The organism is Leptotrichia trevisanii DSM 22070 (assembly GCF_000482505.1).
Taxonomy (GTDB): Bacteria; Fusobacteriota; Fusobacteriia; order Fusobacteriales; family Leptotrichiaceae; genus Leptotrichia; species Leptotrichia trevisanii.
In genome coordinates, this window is the sequence record NZ_KI519449.1 from 14,576 (window position 1) to 31,949 (window position 17,374).

Annotated in this window: 13 protein-coding genes; all 13 read left to right on the top strand. The window is 26.1% G+C overall.

The window, feature by feature from the left end; translation table 11 throughout:
* Positions 1 to 222 (top strand): hypothetical protein (locus K324_RS0113530; RefSeq protein WP_026749607.1); only part of this gene is annotated, 222 nt, incomplete at its 5' end.
* Between the two features lie 235 nt (positions 223 to 457).
* Positions 458 to 997 carry an FHA domain-containing protein gene (locus K324_RS0113535; protein WP_026749608.1) on the top strand — a complete coding sequence of 180 codons (540 nt, stop codon included), beginning with the start codon at positions 458 to 460 and terminating at the stop codon, positions 995 to 997.
* Between the two features lie 81 nt (positions 998 to 1,078).
* Positions 1,079 to 3,475, top strand: coding sequence for a PP2C family protein-serine/threonine phosphatase (locus tag K324_RS0113540; RefSeq protein ID WP_026749609.1), 2,397 nt, complete (start codon positions 1,079 to 1,081; stop codon positions 3,473 to 3,475).
* A 73-nt stretch (positions 3,476 to 3,548) separates the two neighbouring features.
* Positions 3,549 to 4,802 (top strand): PP2C family serine/threonine-protein phosphatase, encoded by a 1,254-nt coding sequence (locus K324_RS0113545; protein ID WP_026749610.1) that lies wholly within the window; start codon positions 3,549 to 3,551, stop codon positions 4,800 to 4,802.
* Between the two features lie 14 nt (positions 4,803 to 4,816).
* Positions 4,817 to 5,644, top strand: a complete 828-nt coding sequence (locus tag K324_RS0113550) for a serine/threonine-protein kinase (RefSeq protein WP_026749611.1) — start codon at positions 4,817 to 4,819, stop codon at positions 5,642 to 5,644.
* Between the two features lie 129 nt (positions 5,645 to 5,773).
* Positions 5,774 to 8,389, top strand: coding sequence for an acetate and sugar kinases/Hsc70/actin family protein (locus tag K324_RS0113555; RefSeq protein ID WP_026749612.1), 2,616 nt, complete (start codon positions 5,774 to 5,776; stop codon positions 8,387 to 8,389).
* Positions 8,389 to 9,588, top strand: a complete 1,200-nt coding sequence (locus K324_RS0113560; RefSeq protein WP_026749613.1) for an efflux RND transporter periplasmic adaptor subunit — start codon at positions 8,389 to 8,391, stop codon at positions 9,586 to 9,588. The genes K324_RS0113555 and K324_RS0113560 overlap by 1 nt, the downstream gene beginning before the upstream one ends.
* Positions 9,589 to 9,666: 78 nt before the next feature.
* On the top strand, positions 9,667 to 10,482 hold the full coding sequence (locus tag K324_RS0113565; protein WP_026749614.1) for a hypothetical protein: 816 nt from the start codon (positions 9,667 to 9,669) through the stop codon (positions 10,480 to 10,482).
* A gap of 408 nt (positions 10,483 to 10,890) precedes the next feature.
* A complete protein-coding gene (locus K324_RS0113570) occupies positions 10,891 to 12,171 on the top strand; it encodes a hypothetical protein (RefSeq protein WP_026749615.1) in 1,281 nt (426 codons plus the stop codon).
* Positions 12,161 to 12,877 (top strand): hypothetical protein, encoded by a 717-nt coding sequence (locus tag K324_RS0113575; protein ID WP_026749616.1) that lies wholly within the window; start codon positions 12,161 to 12,163, stop codon positions 12,875 to 12,877. The genes K324_RS0113570 and K324_RS0113575 overlap by 11 nt, the downstream gene beginning before the upstream one ends.
* 41 nt (positions 12,878 to 12,918) lie before the next feature.
* Complete coding sequence (locus K324_RS0113580; protein WP_026749617.1) at positions 12,919 to 14,778, top strand: ligand-binding sensor domain-containing protein; 1,860 nt, start codon at positions 12,919 to 12,921, stop codon at positions 14,776 to 14,778.
* A 3-nt stretch (positions 14,779 to 14,781) separates the two neighbouring features.
* On the top strand, positions 14,782 to 16,323 hold the full coding sequence (locus K324_RS0113585; RefSeq protein WP_026749618.1) for a hypothetical protein: 1,542 nt from the start codon (positions 14,782 to 14,784) through the stop codon (positions 16,321 to 16,323).
* On the top strand, positions 16,304 to 17,266 hold the full coding sequence (locus K324_RS0113590; RefSeq protein WP_169720592.1) for a toxin-antitoxin system YwqK family antitoxin: 963 nt from the start codon (positions 16,304 to 16,306) through the stop codon (positions 17,264 to 17,266). Before K324_RS0113585 ends, K324_RS0113590 begins: the two co-directional genes overlap by 20 nt.
* The last annotated feature ends 108 nt before the right edge of the window (positions 17,267 to 17,374 follow it).

The following is a 17,374-nucleotide window of genomic DNA, read 5'->3' on the forward strand; positions in this document are numbered from 1 at the left end:
GTAAGGGATATTAAGGCAATGGACTTTTATGTGGAGTACTTTGATAACAGCGAGCAGAAAAAACTGGACTGCAAGGAACTGGCAAGCAATAACTGGCGATGCAAGGAATACAAAAAAAACGGAGAACTAAAAAGGGAATTTGACTCGCCGACATTTAGTGAAGCTAAAGACTGGAGCTTTGGGATAAATTTTCTGCTTGGAATACTTAATATATTGTTTTAGAGGAAAGAATAATTAATTAAAAATTAAAAAATATTAAAAATTATTTTTTTAGATTGAATTATCATTTAATATGTGTAATAATATCTTTATATAAATTTAGATGTATTAGATAACTTTAAAAAACAAATCTAAAATAAAATCAATATTTTTTGATAATTATTAAGAAAAGCTATAATTTAAGAGCATTAAAAGATATAAATTTTATTAAATTTGTAAATTATTATGGAGGTTTATAATGGCAGAATTAAAAAGATGTAAAAATGGACATATATACGATACTTCAAAATATTCTTCATGTCCATATTGTAAAGCAGAGGGATTAGAAACGGAAGTAAAAGAAGATAAGATTAATTTAGTTGAAGAAATGAATGATGATGATAAAACAATGGCATACTGGGCAAAGGATTCAAGAGTTGATCCTGTGGTTGGATGGCTTGTTTGTATAGAAGGTGCAGATAAAGGAAAAGATTTTAGAATTGTAAGTGAAAGAAACTTTATTGGCCGTGGTGATGAAATGGATATACAAATAAAAGGTGATATGACAATTTCAAGAAAAAACCATTGTTCGATTAGTTATAATCCTAAAGGACGTGTTTTTGTAATTACTCCGGGAGATGCTAATGGATTAATTTATATAAATAACGAGGCTTTATACAATACAAAAGAATTAGGAAGTTTTGATATGATTGAAATGGGAGAAAGTAAATTTATATTTGTAAATTTATGTGGTAAAAATTTTGATTGGAATAAAGAAAAATCTCAAGTTGAGAAATAAAGAATTGTTACATATAGAATAAAAGAATGAATTAAAATATTTTGTTTCAAGTTATATTTTAACATTTAGAAGGAGATTTTAATGAGAAAAGACGAAGCTAAGTTCGTAACTAATTTTTTCAGTGAAGCAGGAACAAGATCTCAGAATAACGATTACTTTGGCTACGTACAATTAGACAACTATGCTATTTGGGTGATTTCAGATGGATACGATGCAGAAGAAGGAGCAGCTATTGCTGCAAAATTGGCAGTTGAATCAGCAATTGAATATTTTATGTTACGCCCAAGATTTAATACAGCAGTTATTAAAGAAATGATAGATTATGCCAATTTAAAGATTAAGGAACGACAAGAAGAAACGGAAAGATACTCATTAATGCACACTTCTCTTTTAATAGTAATTAGTAATTATAATGCGATATTGTATGGAAATGTAGGAAATACTCGCCTTTATCATATGAGAGGCGGCTATATTATTTCTCAGAGTAGAGATGATAGTATTGCACAATTATTAGTGGATGAAGGAGCATTAGATACTAGAGATATAAAATTTCATCGCCAGAGAAATGATTTATTACAAGCAATAGGAGATTTTGGAAAGATAAAACCAAATATAATAAGGACTCCTATTACATTGCAAGAAAATGATATTCTTTGTTTAACTACGATAGGGTTTTGGGAAAATATTGATGAAAGAGAAATGGAAGTGGAGTTATCAAGACAACCAGATCAAAAAAGCTGGATGGATTCTTTAGAAAAAAGTGTAATCGCAACATTACGAGATGAAGTAGAAAATTATACTATGGCTGCAGTAAAGATTGAAAAAGTTGCTTCTCCAGAACCAATTGAAAAAGATCAAAAAAGATTTTGGATAAAAATAGGGCTTATAAGTTTGGGAATATTGCTAATTATTTTAGTTTTAACTTTTTGGAATATAAACAAAAGAAACAGTATAATGAAAAGAGCTACAAATTATGAACAACAGGCAGATGATGAATTGGTTAAGAAAAACTTTAACAATTCAGTAGATGATTTGAAGCTTGTTATTGGAGAATATGAGAGATTAAAACCCAAAAGTAGAGGAATAATTGGATTTTTTGTTAATGCAAATGCAAGGCGGACAAAAGTTCAAAATATGATAAATAATGTAAAAAATAGAATTGTACAAACAGAAAAATTAGCAATGGCATTCCAAAATATAAATCAGGGGAATGAGTTATTTAATAACGGTCGGTATGATGATGCTACTCAAAAATATCAGTCAGCAAAGTTTATTTTGTCTGAAAACTCATATAAAAGAGATGAATTAAATACGAATGAAGTTTTAACAACATTAGATTCAAGAATACAATCAGCCTCGAAATTAAAGGAAGCACAAGCAATAGAAACTGCTGGAAATCAAGCATTTTCTGCAGGTAATTTTAATTTAGCAAAAGAAAATTATAAAACAGCCTCAGAAATGTACTTAACAAATGGTAGAGCAGATTATGTAACAAGTATTGAAAGAAAAATTGCAGAAATTAATGAAAAAGAGAAAACTGCATATAATGGAGCAATGTTAACAGAAAATAGAGGTGATTTATTATCAACTTCAGATACAAATAAATCAAGGGAAGCTTATTATCAGGCAAGACAAATGTATCAAACTTTGGGAGATACTGTAAAAACACAAGAAATAGATAATAAAATACAAGAATTAAACTCAAAGCAAATGTCTAGTATTCAAACAGCAAATAATTTAGTTCAAGAGGGACTTAATCATATAACTGCTAATAAACCAGCTGAAGCAATAACATTGTTAAGTAAAGCAAAAACGATTTATCAAGAATTAGGAGATTCTAATAATGTGGCTAATGCAAATAAATTTATAGCACAAGCACAAGATTTTATAAAGCTTGAAAGTCAAAAAGATAAACAATTAAAAGATGTTGAAAAAAGGTTATCAGATCAGTTGAAAGAACAACAAATAAAGTCAACACAGCAATTACAGCAAGAAAAAATACAGGCAGAGCAAAAAATTAGAGCAAAAGAAGCAGAAATTGAAGCTCAAAGAAATGCAATTGAGCAGGAAAAACAAAGAAGAGAAAAAATAGCAGAAAATATTCAAAATGCTACAAATTTAGAAATACAGGCAGAACAGATGTTTAATCTGAAAAGATACACAGAAAGTATAACAAAGTATAATGAATCAAAACAAATTTTTGAAACATTAAAAGCTTCAGGAGATTTTGATGATCAAACAAATAAGATTGAATATTTATCACAAAAAATATCTAAAGTAGAAGGATATTTATATGAAGAACAGGGAGATGAAGAGTATAAAAAGAAAAATTGGCAAGAAAGTGTAAAAAAATATCAAATGTCATTAGATGATATGAAATTAGTGGGAGAATCTAATGAAATTCAAAAAAGAGTGGAGAAAAAATTGAAAAAAGCGACTTCAAAAGCTAATAAAAAATGGTGGCAATTCTGGAAATAACAAATATATAAATTTGAATTTCAATTATTATTAATTTAAGAGTGTTCATCTTAATTTGAAAGGAGGGATTAATTTGGACGAGAAAAAAAGTAAATATGTTACATATTTTTTTAAAAACTATGCGGGAATTGCAGAGAAAAATACTTATTCAACATATATTCCAGAAAAAGACAAAGGTTTTTGGTGTTTAATTGTAGATAATGATAAGTATGAAAATTTTGCAAAAATAGGGGTTGAAGAAGCTGTCAGATATTTTTTTGAAAATAAGGAATTTTCACAAGAAAATGCAACTAATATTTTAAATATTGCTTATAAAAAAATCATAGAACGAAAACTGATGAAAAATAAAAAAAAGGGTAAAATTTCTATTTTAGTAGTTCTTGTAAGTGAAAATAAAATGATGGTTAGTAATATAGGGGATACGAGATTAAAACTATTCCGTGAAAATATGATTGTTGAAGATATACTCCGTGATGAAAATAAGACAATTCAGTTGTTAAAAGATGATTATGCTTTATTGGGAACACCCAAATTTTGGAAAACTATAAATGATAATAATATTTCAGATGCATTAATTCGTTGGAATAGTAAAATTGAAATTGAAAAGAGTATTAGCGAAAAAATCGAGGAAGTTGAAAAATTAGATAGAATGACAATACCATTTATGTCTATTTTTGCAGAAAGAATTGTTGAAGAAGAGGAAATAATTATCATAGAAAGGCAAGAACAAGGGAATCCGTTAAAATATTTTCTTTTAATGCTTATATTTTCTTTTACATTTATAGCTATCAATAAAACATTGGTCTTAAAAAAATATGAAAATGAAGCACAAAAGCATTTTGATATAGCAGAAAAGTATTATAAAGAAGAGGATTATAATAATTCTGTCAAAGAGATTAATGTAGCACTTGATTGGTATTCTAAGATTAAGCCTCAAAGTAAAAAAATTACTAAAAAAATTGAAGAATTAATATATAAAAAGAAATTAGCAAACATTAATGAACAAAAATTATTTACAAAAGTTGAACAATCAAAGGTAATTGAACAATCTGAACCAATAGTAAAGACTGCGGAGATTGTTATAACTCCTGAAGAAGAAACAACTCCAAATTTAGAAATAAATAAACAAAATACAGAAATTCATAAACCTAAAATCATAAAAAAAAGAGTAAGGAGCAAAAAAAAATCACATCAAAAATCAAATGTTAATATATATAAAAAAAGAAAAAAAGAGAAAAAAACTTTAGTAAGAAATGATGATTTAAATCAAGAAATTAAAAGAAATTGGAAAATACTTGGAAGAGATGATAATGGAAATAAAGTTTAAAAGGGGAGAATAAAATGGATTTTTTACCATTAGAATATAAATTAAATGGAAAATACAAAATTGAAAGTTATGCTTCTAAAACTGATTTTTCTAACATATATTTATCTTCTTATAATAATAAACAATATATTATAAAGGAATGTTTTCCATCAAAATTTGTTATCAGAGATAATAATATAGTTTTTACTGACAGGTATCAAAAAAATTTTAAAATGCTTAAAGAAAGTTTTTATAGAGAAGCTAATGTATTGAAAAGATTTAATAATGATAATATTATTAAATTAAATGAGTATTTTGAAGAAAATGGAACTGTATATTTAATAATGGAGTATTTTAAAGGAAGAACTTTGAAAAAATACATATTAGAAAATGATGTTTTGGAAAAAGATATTGTAAAAATATTTTTTGATATTTTAGAAGCAATAAAAGAAATACATAATAAGAATGTCATACATCGTGATATTAAACCATCAAATATTTTAATAAACGGCAAACAGAAAATTAAAATTATTGATTTTGGTTCAAGTCTTATAGATGAGGAAAAGAATGGAACATATATAAAAGTAACAGATTGTTATTCTCCACTTGAAATGTATTCTTTAAAAGCAGAAAACGATGTGAGAACAGATATATATAGCCTATGTGCATTACTTTATTTTATGCTAAATAAACAAAAACCAATGGATGTGTTAAAAAGATTTTATTATCCTGAATTACTTTATGAAAAAGAAGTGGACGAACTGTTAAAGCAAGTTATTTTTAAGGGATTATCTATTAATAAAGACGAGCGATATTCTAGTTGTGAAGAATTGCTTGAAGAATTAAAAAAATTAGAAATATAGTTATAGCAATTCCGTTTTAAATTAAGTTTAAAATATATAATTGTGCTATTTAAATACTAAATTTGTTTTTTATTAGGATAATTTTGGGAAATTTGGGTACATTATAAAATCTTAAAGAAAGGAAATTCAATGAAATTATTTTATGAGGAAGAATTAAGAAGAAAATCGTATTATGAAATGTACCAAATTGCCGCTGAAGAAAAATTAGTAGAGGCAAGAATTGATACACCAACTAGAGAAGAGTTAATAAATATTATATTAAAATATCGTGGAGCTAAACCAGACTACTGTATTAATAAATATAATGAGAATGGATTAGTAAATGTTCAGGAATTATTTGATGAAGAATTAAGAAATAAAATTCATCACGAGAATAGTATCAGGGTGCCACATAAAATTATTTTGTATAAGGAATTAAATTTAACGAGAGAAGATAATTATAAAATAATATTGCCAGATCATATAAGTCATGCAAATGCCTTTTTAATAAATGCAAATAATTATTTATGTGGAATTTTTCAGTTGGAAAAAGATTTGAGTTCAAAAGACGCTTATTATCTAGTAAGTAAAAAAGAATTTTTTAGAATTGATGATTTAACTAATAATAAATTTTCATTATTATTTTTTGAAGAAAATGATTTGAAGTTTATTTATAAATTTTATAATCATAAAGAAACTGATGTATATCCAGTATATCCATATAAACTTGATTATTATAAGGTTGAACTTGAAAACTTTGAAGTAAGGGAACTTGAATATACAAATGCAACTTTATGTATTGATTTTGGAACAGTAAATACAGCAGTTGGGGCATATTTAGATAGAAATTATGTAAAAAGTTTGCCAACTAATGATATTTTAAATGGAAATATTAAGATTAATGAAATTAATTATGTTAAATTTAATGATGGAGAAAGAAATTATCGGGAAATATTTCCAACCTTAGCTTATGTTGAGGATTGTAATGATAGAAATAACATTGAATATTCTTTTGGATATGATGTATTAAGAAAATTAGAAATGAATGATTATGTTGTAACTGGCTCATTATTTTATGGATTAAAAAAATGGGTTCATGATCATCAGGTAGAAGAGAAAATTAATGATGAATTTGGAAATATAACTTATGTTAAAAGAAAAGAAATTATAAAGGCTTATTTAAAATATGTTGTTGATAGAGCTGAATATACATTTAAATGTAAATTTAAAAAAATACACGCTTCAAGTCCAGTAAAATTAAAAGAACAATTTTTAAGTATGTTTCAGGAAATTTTCACTAATGAAAAAGATGGGGTAAAAGAATATGAATATGAAATTATTCGTGAAAATGCAATGGATGAAGCAATTGCCGTGCTATACAACACAATTGAGATACAGATTCGTAATGGAAATTACAAGGAAAAAGAAAAATATAATGCATTGATTATTGACTGTGGAGGCGGAACAACAGATCTGGCTGCCTGTAGATATGTAATTGAAAATGGTAGAGTATCCTACTATTTAGATATTAAAACAAGTTTTGAAAATGGTGATGAAAATTTTGGTGGAAATAATCTAACATATAGAATTATGCAATTTTTAAAAATAGTATTAGGAGCAAATTACTCAAATGATAAAATTTTATCTATAAATGATTTAATAGAATATGATAATGATATGATTTATAAGGTAATTGATGAATTTGGTGTAGAAAAAATTTTCGAAAAAATGCAACAGGAGTATGATAAATACGAAAAAATAATTCCCACTAAATTTTCAAAATTTGAAAATAAAATGAGTGATGAATATAGAAAAATTAGAAATAATTTTTATATGTTATGGGAAGCTGCGGAAAATCTAAAAAAAGAATTTTTTACATCTGATGGTAGAATTAGAACCCGTTTTGATGTAACAGATAAATATGAAACAGGAAATGATATACATATTACAAAATTAAAAGCATGGAAATTACATATTTATGAAAATGGAATTTTTAAAACAATTACTGAATATCCAGAAATAATTTTTACAATTAAAGAAATTGAAAAAATTGTGAAAGCTGATATTTATGGAATGCTTAGAAAATTTTTGAATACATATTACAAAGAAGGAGTATTATTTGAATATTCACTAATCAAATTAAGTGGACAATCAACTAAAATTAGCACTTTTCAGGAAGTATTAAAAGAATTTGTACCAGGAAAAATGATAGAATACAAAGAACTTAGTCATCGTGATGACTATGAGTTAAAATTAAATTGTCTTGACGGTGCAATAAAATATTTAGACTACAAGCGTTTTGGACATATGGATGTAAAAATAGAAAATGAAGTTCCATTAGTTCCTTATTCTGTTTGGGTTGAGAAATATAATGGTGAATTAGTTGAAATGTTAAGAACTTCTAGAAAGGCTAAAATATTAAGAGGTGATATTGATAAGTCAGTTACTGCTGAAGAATTAAAAATTTATGTTCACAATGCTGAAGGTGAATTGAAGAAAGAATTAATTTACAAAAATGAAGAAGATTATGTTGAAAAAGATGCAGAAGTTATCTTGCCAGAATTTGAAGGAATAATTACACAGGATGACACGGATACAATTAAAAATAATACGGTAAGATTTTTTATATACACTGATTTAAATAATTGGGGATTTTTTGTGTTTCCAATACAGCGTAAAAATGATCAATTGTATTTAGGACGTAAACAATATTTCCCATATGAAGATAATTTAAATGAAATTTCGTATTTTGATGGAGAACATTAATGAGAAAAAATGATAATGTTATATGGTTCTTGCCAACAGTGTTAATATTTGTAATTCTTCTGATGATAAAGTTTTGTACTCCAAGACTTAATGACAAGTTTATTGTCGAACCAATTAAACGAGAAAATTTGGAACTTTTTATTGACACACAAGGTAAAGCCGAAGCAAAAGATTTTGTTACAATTGGCTTGAATATACAATTAGGAGTTGATAAAGTTTATTTTAAAGAAGGAGACAGAGTTAGTAAAGGTGATGTAATAATTCGCTTTAGTGAATATAAAGAAAAAGAACTGGATAATAAATTAAATGATAGGCGTGAAGCTTTAGCTGTAAAACAATCTCAATTAAGATATTTGATAGAACAAGAAAAACAGAAAGTAGATGTAAGTGAACAAATGCAACAACTTAGAGGAGAAGTGGAAGCATTGCAAACTGAAGCAACGGAACTCCTTCAGGAAAAGCAATTAGTTCAGAGAGTAGTTTTTAGTCCAGTTGATGGATATATTGTGAAAATAAATGTACTAGAAGGTGGTGTAACAGATACATCTACTCCTGTCTTGATACTAGCTAAAAGTTATGATTTAAAGATTACAAGTGATCCTGTTAAATCCGAAAAACTGAAATATATTAACATTGGAAACGAAGCAAGAATGCAATCAATGAATATAAAAAATTCAAAAGATGACAAAAATGAAAATTCTAATACATTTAACGCTACACTGTACAAAATTAATAATACTGGTGTGGATAATTTAAAAACTTTAGAATTTTTAACAAATTCATTTCAGAATATTGCTTTAAATGAAAAATTGAATATTCGTCTTTATTACCAAAAAAGAGAAAATGTTTTAACAGTTCCTTTAACGGCAATTGTAAAGAAAAATTCTAAGGCTGGAATAAAATGTTATATTTATTTTATTGATAAAGATAATAAAGTAACAGAACAAGAGGTTCAAATAGGTATTAATAATGGTGAAAAAATAGAAATTTATGGTAACGAAATAAAAGAAGGACAGGAAATTATTGTTAATCCAAATGAAAAATTACAAAATAATATAATCGTTCAACGTCGTAGTCTAGCAGATGAAAGGCGGGAAAAAGAAAGAAGATTATCAAAATTAGAAAAAGATGATAAGAAAAAAAAGGAAGAAATAGAAGAAATTGAACGAGAGATTATTAGACTTAAAAAAGAAAAATAAGAGCTAGGATAAGATTTTTAATAATTTAAACAAATAGTATTAATTAAAAAATATTCTAAAATAATAGTGGAGGTTTAAATGTCTGAAAATACAAATAAAGACAAAATTGAAAATTTAGATTCATTAATGGTAAAAAGAAGTAACTTTAATATAGTTAATTTTATTATACATAAGGAAATGAAATTATTTCTTTATATATTATCATTTTTATTATTTTTGTTGTTTATGACTTTTTCTTCTTTAAAAAATATTGAATTTTTAAGAGATATTATAACAAGTAATTGGATAGCATTGGGAATGGCAATACTTTTTATATTAGGTTATTTTTTAAATTTAAAGATAATAGACAAGAAGATGGATAAGATTTTAAAAGAAAATGGAGTAGGAATAAATGATGAGTTAAAAATAAAGTGGTGGTGGTTTTTCTTAAATCCTTTTACAGAAAGTTATAAACTGAATAAAAAAATAAATATGGCTTTTGAAAAAGAAATAAAAAAGAAATATAATTTTGAAAATTTTTCAAAAGATGTTGCTAAAACTGAACTAGGTAAAAGGATAAAAAAAACTTTGTCAAGAAAAACAATAACATTTGCGTTGTCATTAAAAAATGGGGGGATTTTGTTAATAGCAACAAGTTTTTTAGGGTTAATAAACAATTATTATTCCAATATAATGACATTAACTGTTAATAGTAAAGGTAATTATGGTGAAACATATGTAGCTATTATTACAAAATTAACAGAAATATTTTTAGAAAATTCCAAAATCTATATATTAATAGCAATATTAATGTTTTTCTTTATTCTTTGTCATAGAATTTTTTCTAATAATATATTGTACTCTGATGAATTAACAAAATTATATGATGTTGAAGATTTTTTGAATACTTTATAAAATTAAATATATAAATTTTTTTAATCAATGCTATTTGTATAAATTTTATAGTTGCATTCTTTCTTATTATATTTTATATAAAATATATTGATATAAAAAGTATTTTTAGATTATAAATTTAGAATTTGCTTAAAAATTATTAAAATAATCAGTAATATATTTATTAAAAGTTTTTAGTTTTTTGACAATTTAATAACTATACATTAGGCTGTCTTGTAAGTACGAGATAGTCTTTTTTTATATTATTTCCCTTTGAATAGTGGATTTATTATGAATTTTAAATTGCATAACTATTTATCAAAGGGGGACTGTAGAAATTAATAAAAAATATAAATTGGATAAATTTTTAAAAAAGTTGTATAATATAAGCATTTAAAAGTTTATAAAAGACAGAGAAAAGAGGTAAAAATGAAAGACTTTGATAAAGTGATGAAGAAAGAAATGTTGGATTTTAAAAATGATATGTTAAGACATTTTTTTAGAGATAATTTTTATGATAACTTTAATGACTTGAAAGAATATATTGAAAATAAGATTAATGAAATAGAAAATAGAGAAAGAGAAACTTCAAATGAAATTAAAAATAATCATTTTATCTGTATGACAATTATGAATGAAAAGGAATATAAACTTAATGATAATTTATTTACAGCAATTTTTAGTGAGGATTTTATAGAAAAAGATATAAAAAATCTAAATATGAAGGATATAATGCTAAAAAGAAATAGAGTTTTTCAAACAATATATATGGAATTGACAGAAGATGAGGAAAAGGGACTAAAAGATAGAAAATTTCAAGGATATATTGATGACTATAATAAAAAAATACCAATTACTTTTAGATTAGAAAAATCTTCTAAATATGATAAAATTATTGAAAATCTATACTATATTTTTCAAAAAAATGGATTAGAATGGAAAACAGTTAATTCATATTATAATGATAATTTCTATAATTTAATAATTGATGAATACAATAGGGAATTTTTGAATATAGATGAAATATATGATATGAATTATGATTTGGAAGAATTTGAAGAAAAAGCTAAAAAAGATTGTTTTTTAGTATGGAATATAAATAGAAAAAAAGTAAATTCTTGGGATTATGTATTACCATATGAAAATAATATTGTATATAGATATAAGCTAGATTATAAGGGAAATAATAATATTTTAGTAAATCATAAAAGAGACGGGGAATATTTTTCTATATACAGAGGAAATGATGGAAATATAAATGTTCTTTCTGATGAATCTCTTAATGATGCTTGGGAAATATGGGAATTTTTGGATATAAATGATATTAAGAGAAAAGAAAATGAATTAAAATTTAAAATCTATTCTAATATGCAAAAAAACAATGAAATAACAATTTTAAAAAGAGTTAGGACGAGAGCGGAAATTAATAGATTATTTTCATCATATGAAACACTAGATGATATAGTGCTTAAAGATATAGGTATTGAAACATTGAAAAACAGAAAATATTTAAAACTGAAAAAATTAAACCATTTTATAAAATATGATTTTGACTTGGATAAAAATTTAAAGCAGGAAATTATACTAAAAATAGAAAAAAATAATATGGATAAAAGAGAAATGGTAAAAAAAATGGAATATTTAGTAAGTGAACTTGAATACATATATCCAGAATATATATTTAAGGTGGTTGATGATTATGATGAATAGAAAAGAAGAGTATAAATATATTTGGAAAGTGATACAAGATATACGAAATAACTCTCAAAAAACAGAAAATATAAAATTTTTGATACCAAAAGAAAAAATATCTTCCTATATGGAATTAAATGATGGTAAATTAAACGCAATAGAGATTGATAAAAATGAAATTGAAGTAAATCCGTATGTGAGATTTAATAGTATTTTTAATAGTTTAAACGACTATTTAATAGAAGAAGAGGAAATATTGGAAAAAGCGATAAACAATATTATGTTTCATCTGTTGGCAGAAATTGATTTGCAAGAGGGAATAAATTATAATTATATTATTTTTAAAAAATATACAGAATTAATGGAAAATGGATATTTTGGTGAGTTTGTAAAAAATAATATAAAATATTTTTCTAAAACTGAAAAAATGAAAATTGCTAGATATTTAAAAGTTTCTTATGAAACAGATGATTCATTATATGTTTTTTGCACAATTCTTAAAATAATATTTAAGGACAGCATATTTTATAGATATAGACATGAAAAGAAAAAATATTTGTTTTATATAAATGCAAAAAAGAATAAAGCTAATAAAAGAAAAGTGAAAGTTCTTGCAGAGTTGTTTTTACCAATGGAATATTTTCCAAAAGTAATGTGGGAATATCATATTGGGGTAATTGGTGTAGAAGAAACATTGAAAATTGGAGAAATGTTAATAATGTAATTTTGAAATTAATAAAAATAAAATTAGAAGGAGGAAACTAAATGCCAGAAAGTGAAAATAATGAAACGAATGTTGTAGCTGAAAATGCAGGTATGGGAACAAATGGAGGTTCTGAAGGTAATGCAGGTGGTAGTAATTCTACTTCTGCTAATTCTAGTAGTAGTGGGATAAAACCGATTACAATTGAAAATAATGTAAGTGCAGGAAATACCAAGTATATGTCAGTTGCAAATAGAGTTCAGATATTTATTGGGAGCAAAAAAGAAGAAAGAGGGTATATTCAATTACAAAATTTTAAAATAAAAATAACAAATAAAATGATGGAACATTCAATAATGGAAGCGGAAATGAAAATTGATAAATTTGATAAATTTACGAGAGAAAAAATTGATGAACTTCTCATTCCTGAAAATAAAGACTTTATGTTTAATACTAAATATTTTATTGGTGTTGATTTGGGAAATGAGAAAAATGAAGTTGAAAAAACATATTTTTATGGATTAATTACAAAAGTTGAAGGTACAATATGGGATACAATAACAATAACTGCTGTATCAATAACTAAACTAATGGATAGAGTTCCAATGTTCATAGATTATAAAACTGACTTTACAATAAAAGATTTTTTAGATTCCTTTAAAGAAAAAATCCGTAATTATTATGGAAATGAAGCAAATGTTTCAACTGAGTTAAGAGGGTATCTAAATTTTAAATGGAATATTATAGAGAATAATGAGCCATTTTTAAATTATAAGAAAAAAAGATTTGTACTGCAATATAATGAAACATTTTGGCAATTTTTGATAAGATTTTTATACTATGAACTTAAAATCCCGGTATATATACAGGGAAGAAATTTGGTAATAGGCTTTGAAGCGCAGAAAGAAAGTTCTAATAAGAAAGAAGAGCCTATTAGATTAAATAAAAATATGCCAATTTCAGAATATTTGGAATTAGGAACATATTATAAAGGATATTGTATAAGCGAAAGCGAAATTGTTATAAATAGTTTGACAAAAACACAGTATTTTTATGAGAGTAAGACTATCTCAGAGATTAAAACAATTTCTGAAAAAATAAAAGTGGAATTTCCAAATAGTCTGGAAGGGAAAGTTAAAGATGCTGTAAATATAGTAGTGTCAGATGAAAAAATACAGGAAGAATACTTACAAAATCAAGAAAAACTGAAGGAGATTGAAAATGCGGAAACGAATTTAAAAAATGATATTATAAATTTACAGGATAGTATAGAAAATGAAACGGAAACAGAAGAAAAAGTAAAGAGAAAGCGAGAAGAACTTTTAAAATTAGAAAAGAGCAAAGAGGAGTATTCTAATAGAGGAAATGGGGAACTTGATGAAAATGAAAATAAATTTATATCAGAGAAACGGCAAGAATTGAAAAAAAAGCAAAAAGAAGTTGCAATGTTAGAAGCTGATAAAAAATTCCATCAGGAAAGAACTGAAAAAATAATTGAAAAAGGGGAAAGGATAGGAGTATACGTTGATTTTTCACAAATGTTGATAGATGAAGGGAAGGAGGCTTTAAACTATCGTGAAGAGGTTGAAGGAAAGGAAAATGGAACAGTAATTATGAAGAATAACCAAACTGAAATAAACAGCTATTATCCATTTCCCATATTAATAAATACAGGATATTTAAGTGGGACATCAACAGTTGTGATACCAAGTGAAAAGGAAAATGTAGTAGTGGAGTTTAGAAATATACGTGATGGCTATGTAATTGGAGCATTGGCAAATGATACTAGAAAAGATATAGAAAAAAGAAAAGTAGTGCTTCAAGTGGCAAAAGTGGAAATGAATGCTCCACAAGTAAATGTGGAGGCAACAAAAGTAGAAATGAATGCAAATGATATAGATTATAATTTGAAGGGAGAATAGTATATGAGAGCATATGTAATGTTTAGTGAATTTAAAGGAGAACAAACTAATAATGTAAATCACGATATGGACAACATAGGTGAAACATTAAAAGAAATTGGAAAAGGATTGATAACAACCAATCCGCTTCACAGCAGGATAGAAATATTTCCAGTATTTGTAAATGAAGTTGAATTTTCAAAGGCGGAAACAGCAGCTAACTTACCATTGATGGTTTTAATGAGTGGGAAAAACACAATGTTTGAAAATAGATTTAATGACTTGCAGTTCATAGACGGGACAGTAATAAGAATCAAAGGGAAAATAACGTCACTTGACTTAGACAAGGAAAAAAATGGAATAGAATTACCAAAGGAAGAAAAAAAGGGATTGGTTGAAGATTTACTAAGTTACGATAAATTAGGTTCAAATGGTAAAAAAAGATTTAGACAGCTAGCGGGAAAAAAGATAATAGAATATATGTCAAATTTACAAGTGATAAATAAGCTGAACAAATGGGCAACAGGTGAAATCCCAAAAGAACCAACAAAATCAATGCCTAAAGCACTGCCTTTAGCTGCAAATTCCCAAACTCAGTCAAGCATACCAAAACCTGCATTGTCAAAAATAAGAAAGAATATGTTAATAGTGTATTTCAATGAAACAAAACCAGTAAAAAAGGAACTTTCAGATAAAGTGAACGAATGGAAGGACGAAGGACAGGCGGCAGAAGGACTAAAAAGACAGGAAATAAACGCAAAAATAACAGATATAAATGCAAAACTTCAGGAACTGAACAAAAATATGGCAGCAGAATTCAAAAATGCAACAGACAGATCATCAGAAAGAAAACTGGCACTCTCAAAATATAAGGATGAAGCAGGAATAAGAGCGGAAATGGAGAAACTGAAAGAGGAATATGCAAAAAAATATTTAGAAAAAGAAAAATTAGATTCAGAAATAAAAATCTTAAATTCAAATGTAGATGGGACTAATCCAACATTACCAGCACCATTAACAGATGCAGAAAAAAAAGAAGCAGTTAAACATATACAGGAAAAGACAGCGTTAAAAAATGAAACAGCAAATGAAATAGCTAATTTGGATACTCAAATAAATAATTATGAAAAAATGCTAAACTATGAAGCAGAAAATGAGAAAACCCTAAAAGAAATAGAAGAATACAAAAGAAAACAAAAGGAACTAATAAAAGAAAAAGAAGGCTTAAAAGAGGAAGTAGACAAAATAAACCGTGAAAACAAAGCAAAAGACAACCTAGAAAGTCCAAAAGAGTTTGCAGAAAGCGTATTTGGAGTAAGTTTTGGAATCCCAGTAAGATACGTGCGAATCCCAGAAGTGGAAGTAGTAAGCTACAATGAGAAACTAATATTGAGTGAATCATCAGAAGGAGAATTTGAGCTAGTAGTTAAACAAAGTCCAAATTCAGTGAACAGAGTGGAAGTAGGAGATCCAATATATTTCTTAGAGAAACAGTTTAAGAATGTGCTTTCTGATAGTATTCCTAATGGAAGTGGGGGTGAAGGAATTGTTCCAATTAAAAAATAAATTATTAATATTATTTATTTTGTTATCAAACTTACTTGAAGCAGCATATTTAAATGAGATAAATGGAGTAAGAAAATTAAGTAATTATAACGAATTAAAAGATATACAAGTTGAAAGAATTGTAGATTGGAATAACATAGAAAGGAACAAATCTAAAGATAGAGTATATGTAATAGGTGAAAATAAACCTTTTACAGGTTCTGCAATTAAGGGATTAAAAAATGGAAAAAATATAGAAGGAATTTTATTTTATAAAGAGGGGCATACAGAAAAAACAGCATATGAATATTATCCAAATAATCAATTAAAATTAAAAGTTCCTCAGGAAGATGATAAGAATGAGGGAAAAGGATATTATTATTATTCTAATGGAAGATTACAATCAGAAAAATTTTTTAAAAATGATGTAATGCAAATAAGCACAGAATACAGACAAAATGGAACAACATTCAGAACATATAAAGCAGTGGATGGCTCAAATGGAATAAGAACAGTGTATTATGAAAATGGAAAAGATATAAAGACAGTCCTTGAGGTAATACAGGATTACAGCCAAAAAGGAATGGTAAACTATATCTTGAATGGTAAATTAAAATCATACGATAAACAGGGAAGATTACAAGCTATTTTTAATTTCAAAAACGACTCAATGGCAGGACTTCCTCAAGAATTATACTATCCAAATGGAAAGGTAAAATATTATGCGATAGCCAAAGACAATAATCAGAAAAATCCAACATTTACCCAAAAAGCTATTTCATACTATGATAATGGGCAGGAAAAGGAAAACTGTGATGAAGTTGATAGTGGAATGTGGATGTGTAAAAAGTATGATAAGAATGGGAAGTTTAAAGGAGAAGTTCAGAAGGGAGGACAGCCGATAGAAACAAGTAATTTTTGGACTAATTTCTTTATGGGGGTATTGAATATATTATTTCAGTAGGGTTTTGATGCCCTGCTGTTTGGTAAAAAATTTTAGAAAAAGGAGTGAGGAAAAACTATGGTTAAATTAGAATTTGCAGAAAGCGTATTTGGAGTAAGTTTTGGAATC

Bases quoted from the DNA above. Each gene is read 5' to 3' on its own strand.
- K324_RS0113535 (WP_026749608.1), top strand. From the start codon at position 458: ATGGCAGAATTAAAAAGATGTAAAAATGGACATATATACGATACTTCA.
- K324_RS0113540 (WP_026749609.1), top strand. From the start codon at position 1,079: ATGAGAAAAGACGAAGCTAAGTTCGTAACTAATTTTTTCAGTGAAGCA.
- K324_RS0113550 (WP_026749611.1), top strand. From the start codon at position 4,817: ATGGATTTTTTACCATTAGAATATAAATTAAATGGAAAATACAAAATT.
- K324_RS0113555 (WP_026749612.1), top strand. From the start codon at position 5,774: ATGAAATTATTTTATGAGGAAGAATTAAGAAGAAAATCGTATTATGAA.
- K324_RS0113560 (WP_026749613.1), top strand. From the start codon at position 8,389: ATGAGAAAAAATGATAATGTTATATGGTTCTTGCCAACAGTGTTAATA.
- K324_RS0113565 (WP_026749614.1), top strand. From the start codon at position 9,667: ATGTCTGAAAATACAAATAAAGACAAAATTGAAAATTTAGATTCATTA.
- K324_RS0113570 (WP_026749615.1), top strand. From the start codon at position 10,891: ATGAAAGACTTTGATAAAGTGATGAAGAAAGAAATGTTGGATTTTAAA.
- K324_RS0113575 (WP_026749616.1), top strand. From the start codon at position 12,161: ATGATGAATAGAAAAGAAGAGTATAAATATATTTGGAAAGTGATACAA.
- K324_RS0113580 (WP_026749617.1), top strand. From the start codon at position 12,919: ATGCCAGAAAGTGAAAATAATGAAACGAATGTTGTAGCTGAAAATGCA.
- K324_RS0113585 (WP_026749618.1), top strand. From the start codon at position 14,782: ATGAGAGCATATGTAATGTTTAGTGAATTTAAAGGAGAACAAACTAAT.